This is a genomic window from Pseudomonas sp. Z4-7, from assembly GCF_051131965.1.
GTDB lineage: Bacteria > Pseudomonadota > Gammaproteobacteria > Pseudomonadales > Pseudomonadaceae > Aquipseudomonas.
The window spans coordinates 300,029-315,303 of the sequence record NZ_CP071642.1 but is presented as its reverse complement, the minus strand read 5'-3'; the positions used below and the strand labels follow the sequence as shown (position 1 = coordinate 315,303).

17 protein-coding genes are annotated in these 15,275 nt (G+C 60.5%); 7 read left to right on the top strand and 10 right to left on the bottom strand.

What is annotated here, in order from left to right; genetic code table 11:
• Position 1: 1 nt before the first annotated feature.
• A complete protein-coding gene (lysM, locus tag J3P91_RS01325) occupies positions 2-451 on the bottom strand; it encodes a peptidoglycan-binding protein LysM (protein WP_434570328.1) in 450 nt (149 codons plus the stop codon).
• Between the two features lie 136 nt (positions 452-587).
• Here lysM and J3P91_RS01320 point away from each other — a divergent pair, with 136 nt between their 5' ends.
• From J3P91_RS01320 to J3P91_RS01305, 4 genes are all read left to right on the top strand, one after another.
• Positions 588-1,472, top strand: a complete 885-nt coding sequence (locus tag J3P91_RS01320; protein ID WP_305497518.1) for a LysR family transcriptional regulator — start codon at positions 588-590, stop codon at positions 1,470-1,472.
• Between the two features lie 93 nt (positions 1,473-1,565).
• Positions 1,566-2,405, top strand: coding sequence for a formate dehydrogenase accessory sulfurtransferase FdhD (gene fdhD, locus J3P91_RS01315; protein WP_434570333.1), 840 nt, complete (start codon positions 1,566-1,568; stop codon positions 2,403-2,405).
• Positions 2,402-4,750, top strand: a complete 2,349-nt coding sequence (locus J3P91_RS01310; protein WP_434602509.1) for an FdhF/YdeP family oxidoreductase — start codon at positions 2,402-2,404, stop codon at positions 4,748-4,750. Before fdhD ends, J3P91_RS01310 begins: the two co-directional genes overlap by 4 nt.
• 238 nt (positions 4,751-4,988) lie before the next feature.
• Positions 4,989-5,471 carry a glycine zipper domain-containing protein gene (locus J3P91_RS01305; protein ID WP_305497521.1) on the top strand — a complete coding sequence of 161 codons (483 nt, stop codon included), beginning with the start codon at positions 4,989-4,991 and terminating at the stop codon, positions 5,469-5,471.
• 83 nt (positions 5,472-5,554) lie between these two features.
• On the opposite strand, the gene J3P91_RS01300 is transcribed toward J3P91_RS01305, so the two are convergent.
• The 5 genes from J3P91_RS01300 to J3P91_RS01280 form a co-directional block, all read right to left on the bottom strand.
• Positions 5,555-5,974: an acyl-CoA thioesterase gene (locus J3P91_RS01300; RefSeq protein ID WP_434602508.1), complete on the bottom strand. Its 420-nt coding sequence runs from the start codon at positions 5,972-5,974 to the stop codon at positions 5,555-5,557.
• A 48-nt stretch (positions 5,975-6,022) separates the two neighbouring features.
• Positions 6,023-7,249 (bottom strand): 3-hydroxyacyl-CoA dehydrogenase NAD-binding domain-containing protein, encoded by a 1,227-nt coding sequence (locus tag J3P91_RS01295; protein ID WP_434602507.1) that lies wholly within the window; start codon positions 7,247-7,249, stop codon positions 6,023-6,025.
• 122 nt (positions 7,250-7,371) lie between these two features.
• On the bottom strand, positions 7,372-7,599 hold the full coding sequence (locus tag J3P91_RS01290) for a hypothetical protein (protein WP_434602506.1): 228 nt from the start codon (positions 7,597-7,599) through the stop codon (positions 7,372-7,374).
• A gap of 36 nt (positions 7,600-7,635) precedes the next feature.
• Positions 7,636-8,145 carry a hypothetical protein gene (locus J3P91_RS01285; protein ID WP_434602505.1) on the bottom strand — a complete coding sequence of 170 codons (510 nt, stop codon included), beginning with the start codon at positions 8,143-8,145 and terminating at the stop codon, positions 7,636-7,638.
• Between the two features lie 28 nt (positions 8,146-8,173).
• Positions 8,174-8,359, bottom strand: coding sequence for a hypothetical protein (locus J3P91_RS01280; protein WP_434602504.1), 186 nt, complete (start codon positions 8,357-8,359; stop codon positions 8,174-8,176).
• 179 nt (positions 8,360-8,538) lie between these two features.
• Between J3P91_RS01280 and J3P91_RS01275 the strand changes: the two genes are divergently transcribed.
• Positions 8,539-8,892 (top strand): DUF1493 family protein, encoded by a 354-nt coding sequence (locus tag J3P91_RS01275; RefSeq protein ID WP_434602503.1) that lies wholly within the window; start codon positions 8,539-8,541, stop codon positions 8,890-8,892.
• A 55-nt stretch (positions 8,893-8,947) separates the two neighbouring features.
• Here J3P91_RS01275 and J3P91_RS01270 read toward each other — a convergent pair whose 3' ends face one another.
• The 3 genes from J3P91_RS01270 to J3P91_RS01260 all read right to left on the bottom strand — a co-directional run bounded on the left by J3P91_RS01270 (position 8,948) and on the right by J3P91_RS01260 (position 12,218).
• Complete coding sequence (locus J3P91_RS01270; RefSeq protein ID WP_092253286.1) at positions 8,948-10,492, bottom strand: phosphoenolpyruvate carboxykinase; 1,545 nt, start codon at positions 10,490-10,492, stop codon at positions 8,948-8,950.
• A gap of 178 nt (positions 10,493-10,670) precedes the next feature.
• Positions 10,671-11,573: an Hsp33 family molecular chaperone HslO gene (gene hslO, locus J3P91_RS01265; protein WP_434570343.1), complete on the bottom strand. Its 903-nt coding sequence runs from the start codon at positions 11,571-11,573 to the stop codon at positions 10,671-10,673.
• 240 nt (positions 11,574-11,813) lie between these two features.
• Entirely contained in the window at positions 11,814-12,218 is a 405-nt protein-coding gene (locus tag J3P91_RS01260; protein WP_434570345.1) for an RNA-binding S4 domain-containing protein, read from the bottom strand.
• 295 nt (positions 12,219-12,513) lie between these two features.
• Between J3P91_RS01260 and J3P91_RS01255 the strand changes: the two genes are divergently transcribed.
• Both J3P91_RS01255 and rimK read left to right on the top strand, forming a co-directional pair.
• A complete protein-coding gene (locus J3P91_RS01255; protein WP_305501394.1) occupies positions 12,514-12,936 on the top strand; it encodes an ATP-dependent zinc protease family protein in 423 nt (140 codons plus the stop codon).
• On the top strand, positions 12,933-13,838 hold the full coding sequence (gene rimK, locus J3P91_RS01250) for a 30S ribosomal protein S6--L-glutamate ligase (protein WP_003196697.1): 906 nt from the start codon (positions 12,933-12,935) through the stop codon (positions 13,836-13,838). The genes J3P91_RS01255 and rimK overlap by 4 nt, the downstream gene beginning before the upstream one ends.
• A gap of 77 nt (positions 13,839-13,915) precedes the next feature.
• On the opposite strand, the gene J3P91_RS01245 is transcribed toward rimK, so the two are convergent.
• Positions 13,916-15,229 (bottom strand): ATP-binding protein, encoded by a 1,314-nt coding sequence (locus J3P91_RS01245; RefSeq protein WP_434570347.1) that lies wholly within the window; start codon positions 15,227-15,229, stop codon positions 13,916-13,918.
• Between the last annotated feature and the right edge of the window lie 46 nt (positions 15,230-15,275).

Genomic DNA, 15,275 nt, shown 5'->3' with positions numbered 1-15,275 from the left:
CCTATTCAGGAATACGCAGTGACTGCCCTGGGTAGATCTTGTCCGGGTGCTTGAGCATCGGTTTGTTGGCTTCGAAAATCTTGTTGTACTTGTTCGGGTCGCCGTAAACCCGCTTGGAAATGGCGCTCAAGGTGTCGCCTTTTTCCACGGTGACGAATTTGGCCTGCGTCGCGACCGGGCCGGTCACGGTGATCTGGTCATCGACACCGCTGATACCGGCCACGTTGCCCAGCGCCAGGAGAATCTTTTCCTTTTCTTCCTGAGTTGCGGCTTCACCCGTGGCGATGACTTTCTCACCTTCGACCTTGACCTGAATCTTTGAAGTATCGATCCCTGTCAGGGCCTCCTGTACATGCTTGGTCAACGCTTCGCTGTTGGCTTCTGCCTTGTCGGGCGTCAGCGCATCGAGGATTTTTTCACCGGCATCTTTCAAGAAACTGAAAAGACTCATCGTATTCACTCCATGGGTTCAGGTATCCAGACGCAAAAGACTAGACCAAGCCAACCGACCCCGTTTCCCAACCGACCAATGACCTCGCCACCGTCAAGGCGCTAGAATCCGAATCTTCCCGCGCCCAGGAGCGAAGATGGACATCAAGCAGCTGAAATTTCTTATCGCGCTCGAAGAAACCCGCCACTTCGGCCAGGCTGCCGCCCGCTGTCACATTACCCAGCCCACCTTGTCGATGCGCCTGCGCAGCCTGGAGGAGGAGCTGGGTTTGCCACTGGTCAATCGCGGCCAGCGCTTCGAGGGTTTTACCGCACCGGGTGAGCGGGTGCTGGCCTGGGCGCGCACGGTGTTGGCGGCTTACGACGGACTACAGGCCGAAGCGGCGGCCTGTCGCGGCAACCTGGTGGGCACGCTGCGCCTGGGCGTGGTTCCGCTGTCGGATTTCGACCCGCTGGCGATGATGCAGCGCCTGCACACCGACCACCCCAGCCTGCGTTTCGAATTGTCGTCCCTGAGCTCCGAACGCATTCTCGAACAATTGGCGAACAACCGGATCGACCTGGGCATTTCCTACCTGGAACGTCTGGACAACGAGCGTTTTGAAGCCCTGCCCTTCGCCCATACCCGCATGGGCCTGCTATACGATCAACGGTTTTTCTTTTTTGGCGAAGAACCGCTGAGCTGGGAAGCGCTGGTGGAGTTGCCCTTGGGTATGCTCACCAGCGGCATGCATTTTCGCCAATCCATCGACCATCACTTCCACAGCCGGGGGCTGACACCCCAACCGCTGCTGCAAACCGACGCGGTGCACCAATTGTTACAAGCTGTGCACGGCGGACTGTGTTGCGCCGTGGTACCGCTGGAAAGCGGGCTGAAGCTCACCGAAGACCTGCGAATCCAGCCCATCGACAGCGCCCAGACGCTGGTCCCGCTGGGGCTGATCATGCGGCGCGGTGCCCCACGCTCGGCATTGGCGGAGGCCTGTTTCGCCCTTTATCAGCAATCAGTAACCATTCCTTGATCGACGTCATCTATTGAAAGATCAGTAATAGCGATTAGACGTGGCAGATTGCCGCATTTAGTCTTAGGACTATTCCTACTCTCAGTGATGCCCATGAACGACAAGCCTCCGGTCTGTCCTGCGCCTGCCTTGGAAGCCTCCAAGCCAGCCGCCAGCCAGAGCTATCGCTACTGCAACCTGGACCACTCGCAATCGGACAGCGCCGCGCTGGCCGAGGAAGTGGCGTTGGCGATTGCCTATAACGGCATCAGCCAAGCGGTAATGTTGGTCACGCCCACTGACCTGGAAGATTTTATCGTCGGCTTCAGCCTCGGCAGCGGCATCATCGAAGACCCGGCGGATATCTACGACCTGCAACTGAGCGGAGCCGGTTCCGCGCAATATGCCCAGGTCACCATTGCCAACCGCGCCTTCTGGAACCTCAAGCAACAACGCCGGCAACTGGCCGGCACCAGCGGTTGCGGGCTGTGCGGGGTGGAGGCGGTGGAGCAGGCGCTGCCCAACCTCAAGACGCTGCCGGGCGCACCGCTGCCACCGGCGCAATGGCTTGACGGCCTGCGCCAGCGCATCGGCCAGTTCCAACCCCTGGGCCAGCACTGCGGCGCGGTACACGCGGCGCTGTTCATGAATGACCAGGGTGAACTGCTGCTGGGCCGCGAAGACATCGGTCGCCACAACGCCCTCGACAAATTGATCGGTGCGCTGATCCGACAGCAGATCCCGATAGCCGGGGGTCTCGCGATCGTCACCAGCCGCTGCAGCCTCGAATTGATTCAAAAAGTATTGCGTGCGGGCATCCAGACGCTGGTCAGCCTGTCGTCGCCCACGGGCCTCGCCGTGCAGTGGGCTCGCCAACACAACCTCAACCTCATCCACCTGCCGCAAAAAAGTGCGCCGCGGGTCTACAGCCCTGCGATGGAGAATCAAGCGTGAGCAATCATCAACAAGCCAACCAGAAACCCGCACCGCGCTACAAGCCTTACAAGGGCCCGGCCGGCGGTTGGGGCGCGCTGATCAGCGTCGCCCAGGCCTGGCTGACCAGCGATAACGCGCTGAAAAACATTCGCATGATGCTCAAGACCAACCAGAACGGCGGTTTCGACTGCCCTGGCTGCGCCTGGGGTGACTCGCCGGAAAGCGGCATGGTCAAGTTCTGCGAGAACGGCGCCAAGGCGGTGAACTGGGAAGCGACCAAGCGTCGTGTCGACGCGGCTTTTTTCGCCAAGCACAGCGTGACCTCGTTGCTGGAGCAGAGCGACTACTGGCTTGAATACCAGGGCCGCCTGACGGAGCCGATGAGCTACGACGCGCAAACCGACCGCTACAAGCCCATCAGCTGGGAAGCCGCGTTCGCTATGATCGGCAAACACTTGCAAGGGCTGTCCAGCCCGAGCCAGGCCGAATTCTATACCTCGGGCCGCGCGAGCAATGAAGCGGCATATCTATACCAGCTATTCGTGCGCGCCTACGGCACCAACAATTTCCCCGACTGCTCGAACATGTGCCATGAGGCCAGCGGCGTGGCCCTGTCTCAAAGTGTCGGGGTGGGAAAGGGCACGGTAACCTTTGACGACTTCGAGCATGCCGATGCGATTTTCGTCTGGGGCCAGAACCCCGGCACCAACCACCCGCGGATGCTCGAACCGCTGCGCGAAGCCGTGAAGCGCGGCGCCCAGGTGGTGTGTATCAACCCGCTGAAAGAGCGTGGCCTGGAGCGTTTCCAACATCCGCAACACCCGCTGGAAATGCTTACCAACGGCGACAAACCCACCAACACCGCGTATTTCCGCCCAGCTCTGGGCGGCGACATGGCCGTGCTGCGGGGCATGGCGAAGTTCCTGCTGCAATGGGAACGTGACGCGCAGAACAGCGGCGCCCCTGCGGTATTCGATCATGCGTTCCTCAACGAGCACAGCGCCAACGTCCTGGATTACCTGGCGGTGGTCGACGACACCCCCTGGGAGCAGATCGCCGAGCAATCCGGGTTGACGCTCGCCGAAATCGAACAAGCGGCGCGCATGTACGCCAAGGCCAAGAACGTGATCATGTGCTGGGCGATGGGTATCACCCAGCACCGCCATTCGGTGGCGACGATCCAGGAAATCGCCAACCTGATGATGCTGCGTGGCAACATTGGCAAGCCAGGCGCCGGCCTGTGCCCGGTGCGTGGCCACAGCAACGTGCAGGGCGACCGGACCATGGGAATCAACGAGCGCCCGCCCGTTGCATTCCTCGACGCTCTGGAACGGCGCTTCCAGTTCAAGGTACCGCGTGAAAACGGCCACAACGTGGTCGAGGCGATCCACGCCATGGCCGAAGGCCGGGCCAAGGTGTTCATCGCTCTGGGCGGCAACTTCGCCCAGGCTACGCCAGACAGCCACCGGACCTTCGAAGCCCTGGGCAATTGCGACCTGACGGTCCAGATCAGTACCAAGCTCAACCGCAGCCACCTGGCCCATGGCAAGGAAGCGTTGATCCTGCCGTGCCTGGGCCGGACTGACATCGACCTGCAAGCCGATGGCCCGCAGGCGGTGACCGTGGAGGACTCCTTCAGCATGGTCCACGCCTCGAACGGCCAATTGCAGCCACTGTCGGACCAGATGCGCTCCGAGCCGTGGATCATTGCCGGCATCGCCGCCGCCACCCTGGGCAGCCGCCCGGTGGATTGGAACTGGCTGGTGGCCGATTACAGCCGCATCCGCGACCTGATCGCCGAGACCATCCCTGGCTTCAAGGATTTCAACGAAAAACTCAAGAACCCCGGCGGCTTCTACCTGGGTAACAGCGCGGGGGCACGTCGCTGGAACACGCCTTCGGGCCGCGCCAACTTCAAGCCCAACCTGTTGCCGACCGACCTGATCCACGAACGCACCCGGGCTACAGGCCAGTTGCCGGACCTGATCCTGCAATCCATGCGCTCGCATGACCAGTACAACACCACGATTTATGGCCTCGATGATCGCTATCGTGGCGTGAAGGGCCAACGTGACGTGTTGTTCGTCAACGAAGCGGACATCATCCGCCTGGGCTTCAAGCCAGGGCAGAAGGCAGACATCGTCTCGCTCTGGGATGACGGCCGCGAGCGCCGGGTCAAGGGCTTTACCCTGTTGGCCTTTGATATCCCGGCCGGACAGGCTGCCGCCTATTACCCTGAAGTGAACCCGCTGGTGCCGCTGGAAAGCACCGGCGACGGCAGCCACACCCCGACCTCGAAGTTCGTGGCTATCCGTCTGGAAGCCGCAAGCGAGAACGGGTTGATCATGGCCAAGTCGGCCTGAAGCAATTCCGAGGGGCGCTTCTGGCCCCTCGGGCACTTTTCCAACGGGCACAAAAAAGGCCGTTTTTCAAAAAAACGGCCTGTCCGAAGTAGCTAAAGACCGGCGAAATAACGTTAAGTTCCGCCCAAAAAACAGTAACTTAGAGAATTGTGCACAAGTCGTGTTACTCGTCGGATTTCGATTGTAACCAAGCGAAGCCAGCCTCAGGATCGCGCCGTCATCCCTTTGAGGCTCCTCTATGAAGTTCTCCTCCATTCTCTTGTTGTCCCTTGGCCTGATCAGTGGCGTCGCATCTGCCGGCGGTACCGCCGAAGCAGGTGTAGGCGGCGCATTGGGCGGGGTTTTGGGTTCGGTCGTCGGCCAGTCCCTGGGCGGCAACACCGGCTCCACTATCGGCGCGGCCCTGGGCGGCGCAGGTGGCAGTGCGGTCGGTGCCGATAAACGCAGCCGCGGCGAAGCGGCTATCGGCGGCGCGCTGGGCGCAGCCGGCGGCAACGTGGTTGGCCGCAGCGTGGGCGGCAGCACGGGTAGCCTGATCGGTGCCGCAGCGGGCGGTGGCGCCGGTGGCGCACTGGGTAACTACATGGGCAAGGACGACGATGACGACCGTTATGAAGGTCGCCGTGGTGATCGCCGCTACTACCGTGACGGCCACCCGGGTCGCGGCCATGCCTACGGCCATCGCAAGCATAAGCACAAACATCGCTATCACGACGATTGACGGCTGGCTTGATCCAGACCGTTGAATGATCGCAGCCTTCGGCCCTTCTCGCAGAGACTGACCAAAGGCTGCGATTTTCGTTTTCAGGCCACCAACCGCTCCAACGCCCCGCGTAGCTGATCCGGAATCGCCACTGGCCGATTCGACGTCCGATCTACGAACACATGCACGAAACGCCCCGCCGCACAGGCCTCGTCCTCGCCCGCCTTGAACACCGCCAGCTCATATTGCACCGAACTGTTGCCCAGCTTCCCGACTCGCAGGCCGATTTCGACCCGGTCCGGGAAAGCGATCGAGGCAAAATAATCGCAGGCTGAACTCACGACGAAGCCCACCACCTCCCCATCATGGATATCCAGGCCGCCGGTCTCGATCAGATAGGTATTCACCGCTGTATCGAAAAAGCTGTAGTAGGTGACGTTATTGACGTGACCGTACACATCGTTGTCATGCCAGCGTGTGGTCACTGGCTGGAAATGCAGATACTCGGCGCGTTGGGGCATCACTTGTCCTTGGTCAGGCTATTTGAGGCGTTGTGCAGGGTGCAGATACTACCGCTGCGAGAAGCTCTTGCCTTGCGCAGCCAGCTCGCCGATCAGACGGGCAGGCTTCCATTGGTCCCCTTGCTTCGTCTCGAGCTCCAGCAACCGTGCGTGGATGTCTTCGAGGCCCTGCTGATCCGCCCAGGCCATCGGACCGCCCTTGTCCGCCGGGAAGCCATAGCCATTGAGATAAACCAGGTCGATGTCGCGGGAAGACTCGGCAATGCCCTCCTGGAGGATCTTCGCACCTTCGTTGACCAATGCCAGCAAGCAGCGCTCCAGAATCTCCTCGGCAGCTATTTCGCGGCGCTGAAACCCTAGCTCCTCACTGACCCGCAGCACCAGCGCATCGACCTCCATATCCTGCTCAGCCTGGCGGCTGCCCGGCTCATAGTGGTAGTACCCGTTACCACTCTTTTGGCCGAACCGCCCCATCTCGCACAGGCGGTTGTCCACTTGCACTTCGGGCGCATCCTGACCTTTACCCGCCAGCTCGCGCGCGCGCCATTCCAGGTCGATCCCAACCACGTCGTACATGCGGAACGGCCCCATGGCAAAGCCGAAACCTTGCAGCGCGGCATCGACCTGATGGGGAAACGCTCCCTCCAGCAGCATCTTGCGCGCCTCCAGCACATAGGGATGAAGCATCCGGTTGCCGATAAACCCGTGGCAATTGCCCGACACCACGCTCACCTTGCCCATGCGTTTGCCCAGCGCCAGGGCGGCATCCAGCGCCGCCCTGGAGGTTTGCGCGCCACGAACGATTTCGAGCAATTTCATGATGTGCGCCGGACTGAAGAAATGCAGGCCCAGCACTTGAGCCGGCCGGCGCGTGGCGGCGGCAATCGCATCGATGTCCAGCGCCGAGGTGTTGCTTGCCAGGATTGCCTCGGGCTTGAGCATGCCGTCCAGCTCGCGAAAGATCTTCTGCTTGAGTTCAAGGTTCTCGTAGACCGCTTCGATGACCAGATCCACGTTGCGGATTGCCGCGTAGTCGTCCGCCCGAGCTATTCGGGCGATGCGCGCATCGGCTTCGCCTTGGTCGATACGTCCCTGGCGCACGTTATGGGCATAGGTGTCGGCCACCGCCGCCAGCGCCTGCTCAAGCATTTGCGGATTATTGTCGACCCACTGCACCGTAACGCCGGCATTGGCCAGGCACATCACGATGCCTCGCCCCATGGTGCCCGCCCCGACCACCGCGGCGCGCTGGATATCAAAGGATGTCTGGCTCATGTTTGCTCTCTTGTTGGTGATCCAAAGACAGCGTTCACCTTAGTCAGCCGGCGGATATTTTTGAAATTTATTCGTGTGATGCCGGGCATTCAGCGGATGGATGCAGCTCACAGGTGTGCGGGTTATTCGTCTGATGTCAGGTACAGATCAAGATCTTCACGTAAGGCCAGCGACGCCAAGCGCTGGATTTCAAGAATTTGTTTCGCTGAAAGCCTAAAATTCGCGCCGATATGATCGATGTTGCTCTTCCATTCCATCACGGGAGCCAAGTCCTCTACCGACAAGCTGATGCTCTGCTCAATTACCAATTCGTCCTTGTCCGGATAAAACCCCAACACAGCAAAACTCATGATTCTGCCTCCCTCGCTTTTATCCCACCTTTTTGCTCAGACGCCATCAAGCGTTCTGATAATCAAAAGATATCTGATAGTCATGCTTCGACAGATCCAAGGCATGTCGAAAATGTGGTTGGAGGACTTCAACCCGTTGTTTCTTTTGAGCGTCCCGTCGGCCTGGGTTTCGACATGCAACCGAACCCGGGTACGCGCCTGCTCAAGGGAGCGCAGCTGCTCTTCGGTATACAAAGAACCGTCTGCCAGGTTCGAAGGCATCAGCAGCCCCACCAACCCTGCCAGCGCACCCGCCGCCAACGGCGCAGTGACCGCCGCGCCGGCACTCAACGAAGCCAGCGCCGTCCCCCCCAGTGCCAACGTGCCAATGCTCGCCGGTAGCGTGCCGCTGATTTTTTCCAGCGGTACGCAGCCTGACTCGTTAACCTCACGACCGCCCAGCAGCGTGAATGCGCCATAAGCACTCAGCAGTTCCGTCGGGATATAGCCGGTTGGATTGTGGTAGTCGATGATCGCATCGGTCAGTTCGCAGGACTTGGCAAACACGCAGCCCTTGATGTCCGGTACTTTCCTTTCACGTACCTGGGCCTGGCGTTGGCTCCATATACGCTTCCTGCCGGGCGAGCATGTCTTTGTAAGCCTTGAGGTCGGCGTCTCTTTTCGCCATTTCGGCAGAGGTCATGTCCCGCAGGACCCTGTAGCCTCTGTCGCCACCGCGGAGCTCCCAGACCTGCGGGACACCGGCTTTTCCTTTCGTCATGCTTCGTCCTTGTTCGCTCGCCGCTGCCTCACTGACAGGGCGCGACGAACCTTACCCGGCAGCAAAAAGCAGCGCGTACAGGACGTTTCCGAAACCGCCGTGAGATCTTTCTCTTTTTTAATGCACTAAACTTCCTGGGTCAGACACGCCCTCTTCACCTGTCCTTCGGACTCTCTAACATGCACCTCGCCCCAGACTTTCCTGACGACCTCGCCATGCGTCAGCTCATGGAATTACTCCACGAAGAACTCGGCCTGCCGGAACGCAAGACCATTCGCCTGGACACTGCGGTCAATTTCGATCTGGGCTGCGATGGCGCGGATGCCCGGCACCTGATGGAAGCGCTGGAGGAGCGGTTCGTCATCGACCTTGTCGACTACGACGCCTATCGTTACTTCCAACCGGAAGGCTTTGATGTGTTTCAAAAACGCAGGGCCAAGGGCCGGGGAGACAAGCTGCCGCTGACCATCGGCATGCTTTACAAAGCGATCAAGGCGCAACGATGGGATACGCAAGAAGTGGAGAAAAAATAGTCGCCCACAAAAAAGCCGCCTTCAAAGGGCGGCTTTTTCATTCAATCACCAAGCCTTACAGCTGCGGACCCGCCGCCTTGATCGCGTCGCTCACGTCGAACTTCTTGAAGTTCTCAATGAACAGACCGGCCAGTGCCTTGGCGGCTTCGTCGTAGGCAGCCTTGTCGGCCCAGGTGTTGCGCGGGTTCAGCAGGCCGGTTTCAACGCCTGGGACAGCCAGCGGCACGTCCAGGTTGATGATATCCAGGTGTTCGGTTTCAGCACCGATCAGCGCGCCGCTCTGGATCGCCGCGATCACCGCACGGGTGGTCGGGATGTTGAAGCGTTTGCCGACGCCGTAGCCGCCGCCAGTCCAGCCGGTGTTGACCAGGTAGACCTTGGAGCCGAAACCACGGATACGCTTGATCAGCAGCTCTGCATATTCACCGGCCGGGCGCGGGAAGAACGGCGCGCCGAAGCAGGTGGAGAAGGTCGACTTGATGCCGCTGCCCGAGCCCATTTCGGTCGAACCCACCAGTGCGGTGTAGCCGGACAGGAAGTGGTAGGCGGCTTGTTCTTCGCTGAGGATCGACACCGGTGGCAGCACGCCGGTCAGGTCGCAGGTCAGGAAGATCACGGCGTTTGGCTCGCCACCGAGGTTTTTCGGCGCGCGTTTTTCGATCAGCTCGCGCGGATAGGCGGCTCGGCTGTTCTGGGTCAGGCTGTCGTCGGCGTAGTCGGCTTTCTTGGTGACCGGGTCCAGGACCACGTTTTCCAGGACGGCGCCGTGCTGGATGGCTTTCCAGATGACCGGCTCGTTCTTCTCGGACAGGTCGATGCACTTGGCGTAGCAGCCGCCTTCGATGTTGAAGACCACACCCACGCCCCAGCCGTGCTCGTCGTCACCGATCAGGTAACGGCTTTCGTCGGCGGACAGGGTGGTCTTGCCAGTGCCCGACAGACCGAAGAACAAGGTCACGTCGCCTTCTTCGCCCATGTTGGCGGCGCAGTGCATCGGCAGCACGTCGACCGCTGGGAGCAGGAAGTTCTGCACGGAGAACAGGGCTTTTTTCATTTCGCCGGCGTAGCGCATGCCAGCGATCAGCACTTTCTTGGCAGCAAAGTTGATGATTACGGTGCCGTCGGAATTGGTGCCGTCGCGCTCAGGCTCGCAGACGAAGTTCGGCGCATTGAGGATCTGCCACTCGTCCTTGCCGCCGGCGTTGTACTGCTCGGGATTGATGAACAGGCAACGACCGAACAGGTTGTGCCAGGCCGTCTCGGTGGTCATCTTGACCGGCAGGTAGTGCGCAGGATCGGAACCTACATGCACGTGGGAAACAAAACGCTCGCGCTCACCCAGGTAGGCCTCGACGCGGTTCCACAGGGCATCGAACTTGTCGGCCGGGAACTTGCGGTTGATCGGCCCCCAGGCGATGGCGTCCTGGGTAGTCGGCTCTTCCACGATGAAACGGTCGACTGGCGAGCGACCGGTACGATGACCGGTACGAACAACCAGCGCGCCAGTATCGGCAAGCTCGCCTTCACCGCGATTCAGGGCTTCTTTGACCAGATCATCGACACTCAGATCGGTATACACGGCGTTATTGGCTTGCGTCATGAGATTCCCCGTCGGCCCGTGGCCGAGTGCTCCAAACGTTTTGTAGTAGGAAGTCGCGCACTACTACCCGAAAAAAGTGGGCCGGATTATGCCAGAAAAGCCCAAAAAGAGTAGGGCCCTCCCGTCAGTACGGCGTAAATCCGGCGTTTGCCAGGAGATTTACCTGCGCTGAACCGTTTTAGTGACGAGTATCTGACGGTGTGTCGACACCCGCACCGGCGAACAATTGTGCGATGTCCGCCGCGTCGAACAGGTAACGCTCATTGCAAAACTGGCAATCGATCTCGATGGCGCCGCCATGCTCGATCACCAGTTGCTGCGCATCTTCCAGACCCAGACTGACCAGCGCATTGCCGGATCGTTCACGGGAGCAACTGCATTGGAAGCGCAACGGCTGACCCTCGAACAGGCGCACCTGCTCTTCGTGGTAGAGGCGATGCAGGATGGTTTCGTTGTCCAGGCCCAGCAACTCGTCGGCGCTCAAGGTGCTGGCCAGAGCGGTGACGTGCTGCCAGCTGGCGTCACGCTCTTCCGAATCGCGAATGCGATCGGCGGGCAATTGTTGCAACAGCAGGCCACGGGCGCGCCGCCCGTCGGCGTACAGCCAGAAGCGGGTGTTGGTCTGCTGGGACATGACGAAGTAATTGGTGAAGCATTCGGCCAGCGTCGCGCCGTCGAGATCGACAATGCCCTGATAACGCTTGCCATGACTTGGATCGACCGTCAGGGCCAGCACGCCGTTGGGCATCATGTCGGCCAGCGTCGCGTCGGCGCCGATCTGCTCGGCGTGGTACCGGGCCAGGCCACGAATCTCACGCTCGCTGGAGCATTCGATCATCAGCAAGGGGACCGGACCGTCGGAGCGCGCCTGGAGAATCAGCAAGCCATCGAACTTCAAGGTGCCCACTAGCAATGCCGCCGCCGCCATCAGTTCGCCTAGCAGTTGCGCGACCGGCTCCGGATAGGGGTGCTTGGCAAGGACTTCGGCATAGCTACGCTCCAACGCCACCATCTCGCCACGGGCGTCGTTGTCATCGAAGATGAAACGCTGGGTGTAGTCGGTATCCGGTAAATCAGTCATAGGGTCTGGTATCTGCGGTGATGACAAATGATGACAGGCATTTTATGGGCATTCAGGGTGGGTTCCAAGCAAGGCATGACTTTGCCTGGTGGGAAGACTGAGCATCTATCTGCACGTGCAGCGCTGTTGTGGCGAGGGAGCTTGCTCCCGCTCGGTTGCGTAGCGACCGCAAGATTTTGGGGCCGCTGGGCAGCCCAGCGGGAGCAAGCTCCCTCGCCACGGGCTAGATGTGCCGATGTTTTATTCGCTATTGCTGCCATGAAACCTGAACAGGTCGCGACGCTGCTTCTTGCTCGGCTTGCCATCGGTGCTGACGCCCAGGGCCCCGGCCTTGCGTTGTGCGGCCGCAGCTTCGCGCTTGGCGATGCTGGCGTCGGTCTCGCGATAGAGTGTCTGCGCTTCTGGCGCGCCGCGCCGCACAATCGACAGGGCTTCGACCACCACGGTTTTTTCATCGAACCCGGCGCGAATGACGTATTCGTCGCCGATACGTGGCTCTTTGCCAGGCTTGCAACGTTCACCGCGATGGTGAACCTTGCCGCTTTCGATGGCGGCCTTGGCCAGGGCACGGGTCTTATAAAATCGCGCTGCCCACAACCATTTATCGAGACGGACCTTGTCGTCCTCTTCGCTTTTTTGTGTCACTGCAATTCCTCTTTTCAACCAATAGCCAGAACTGTACTACCGTTTTTGTCGGGCGCACGAATCCGCTCCGACGGATAGAATGCCCGCCGAACCGCTCGCTTGCATTGGCATGCGCCGGTATCGGTTACACCTGTAAACAAGTACGTAGATAACTGTCGCCATTTTGTGATTATTCTGCGTGAATACCGCGATTGCGGAGCCCGCTATCCGATGCGCCAATTTCAGGTTGTTTTTATTGAAGACTTTTGACCATCTGACCGTCGTCGGTCTGCGCGAATGGGTGGCGCTCCCGGATCTGGGAGTCGCAGGCCTGCGGGCAAAAATCGACACCGGCGCCAGCACCTCCAGCCTGCACGCCACCGATATCGAGCCATTCGAGCGCGACGGCGAGAAGTGGGTGCGTTTCACCGCACACCTGGGGACGGTGGTGCAACTGCGCCACCGCCGCTGCGAAGCCCCGCTGGTGGCGCGCAAAACCATCAAGAGCTCCAACGGCCACGCCCAGGTCCGCTACGTGATCAGCACCACGCTGGCGCTGGGTGATCGGTTCTGGCGGGTGGAGTTCACCCTGGCCTGTCGTAAATCCATGCGGTATCGCCTGTTGTTGGGTTCCAAAGCCTTGATCGACGGCCAGCTGGTCGTCAATCCAGGCATCAAATACGTTCAAGACAAACCGGTATTTCCGGTGTCCACTACCTCTGCCACAGGTGTTGCATGAAGATCGCTGTGCTGTCGCGCAATCCGCGCCTGTATTCCACTCGTCGCCTGGTTGAAGCAGGGACGGAACGTGGCCATGAAATGGTGGTGATCGATACCCTGCGCGCCTACATGAACATCGCCAGCCACAAGCCGCAGATCCACTACCGCGGCAAACCGCTGGAAGGGTTTGATGCGGTGATCCCGCGTATCGGCGCATCGGTGACTTTTTATGGCTGCGCAGTGCTGCGCCAGTTCGAGATGATGGGGGTGTTCCCGCTCAATGAGTCTGTCGCTATCGCTCGCTCCCGAGACAAGCTGCGCTCATTGCAATTGCTCTCCCGACGCGGCATCGGCTTGCCGGTAACCGGGTTCGCCCACTCTCCCGATGACATTCCCGACCTGATCGCGATGGTCAACGGCGCGCCGCTGGTGATCAAGGTGCTTGAGGGCACCCAGGGGATCGGTGTCGTGTTGTGCGAGACCGCAACCGCGGCGGAATCGGTGATCGAGGCGTTCATGGGCCTCAAGCAGAACATCATGGTCCAGGAATACATCAAGGAGGCCGGTGGCGCGGACATTCGTTGCTTCGTGGTCGGCGATAAAGTGATCGCCTCGATGAAACGCCAGGCCAAACCCGGTGAGTTTCGCTCCAACCTGCATCGCGGCGGCAGCGCGAGCTTGATCAAGATCACCCCGGAAGAACGCATGACAGCCCTGCGCGCGGCCAAGGTCATGGGATTGGCGGTGGCCGGCGTGGATATCCTGCGCTCCAATCACGGACCGCTGGTGATGGAAGTCAATTCTTCGCCAGGCCTGGAAGGAATCGAGACCACCACCAGCAAGAACGTGGCGGGGATCATCATCGAACACCTGGAAAAAAATGGCGGGCCGAACATGACCCGGACCAAGGGCAAAGGCTAAAAAAGCAGCTGCGAGCCGCAAGCTGCAAGCCGAACTGCTTCAGCTTGCAGCTTGTAGCTTATAACTCGTAGCTGCTTCTATACCGCATCCCGCGGCAGCATCAAGCCCAACGGCAGCCGCACCCGGGCCTCCAATCCGCCGCCAGCTCGATTGCGCAGTTCGACGTTGCCGCCATGCATCGAGGCGATGCGCTTGACGATGGCCAGGCCCAGCCCGGTACCCTTCCCTCCCCGAGCCCGATCACCGCGGGTGAACGGGTTGAAAATGGCTTCCAGCTCCGCTGGGTCGATGCCGGCGCCGCGGTCCATGACGCTCAGGACGACATAAGGCGCGCTGGTGTCGCCGGAAACATAGGCGGCGACTTCAACGCCCGTGCCGGCATGGTTGAGGGCGTTACCGATCAGGTTGTTCAACAGGCGCTTCATCGACACGCGGCGTAGCGGAAACGGCTGGATGGGCTCCAGGCGCAAGTGGACCTTCTCTTCGTTCTGGTTGTAGGGCGCAGCCACCTCCCGTACCAGCTCGCTGAGGTCCACCTCCTCTACCGATTCGTCACGACCGTCGCGAATGAACGCCAGGAACTGATCGAGAATCGCGTCCATGTCTTCGATATCGCGGACCATTTCGTCGGTCAGGTCGGTGTGCTCGCCCATCAATTCCAGCGACAGCCGCAACCGCGTCAGCGGCGTGCGCAGGTCATGGGAGACGCCGGCGAGCATCAGCTCACGTTCGCGTCCGGCCTGCTCGACATCCTCGGCCATCTGGTTGAAGGCGCGGTACACCTCGGTCATCTCGCTGGGCGTATCGCTGACGGGCAACCGCACGCTGCGGCCCTGGCCCAGTTGCCGGGCTGCATAGACCAGGCGCTTGAGTGGCTGGTTGAGCTGGCTGACGAAAATCCACGCCGAAGCCGTCGACAACAGGCCGATCGCCAGGAACCAGCCCAGCACGTTCCAGATTTTCTGGCCGCGCAGCGGATGGGGGTACAGCGGAACCTTCAGCCACCCATCGCCAAGGCTCGGGGCGCGCACCCACAAGGCCGGCGGCGAATGCATGCGCAGCCGCACTTCGGTATCGGCGCCCAGTTCGGCCTGCATCTGCCGCTGGTAGATCTCGCTGTATGGCCAATGCTGCTCACCTTCAGGCACACCGGCGCCGACCACCCGGATCAAAGTCGCCGCCTCGGCGATTTTGACTCGATTGGTTTCGTCCGCTGCCCAATAGGCGCGCAGGGTCAAGGCAACGCCGTGACTGTATTGGCGGTCCACCAGCACGTCTTCGTTCATCAGCAGGTAAACCAGCGTCAGCGCCTTGGAAAACAGCACGACGATCAGCACCAGCCAGAGGGTGCGGGAGAAAAAGCTCTGGGGGAACCAGACGGGGGTCTTCATGAGTAACCGCTACATACTTGCAGGAGCGAGCGATGCTCGCACAATG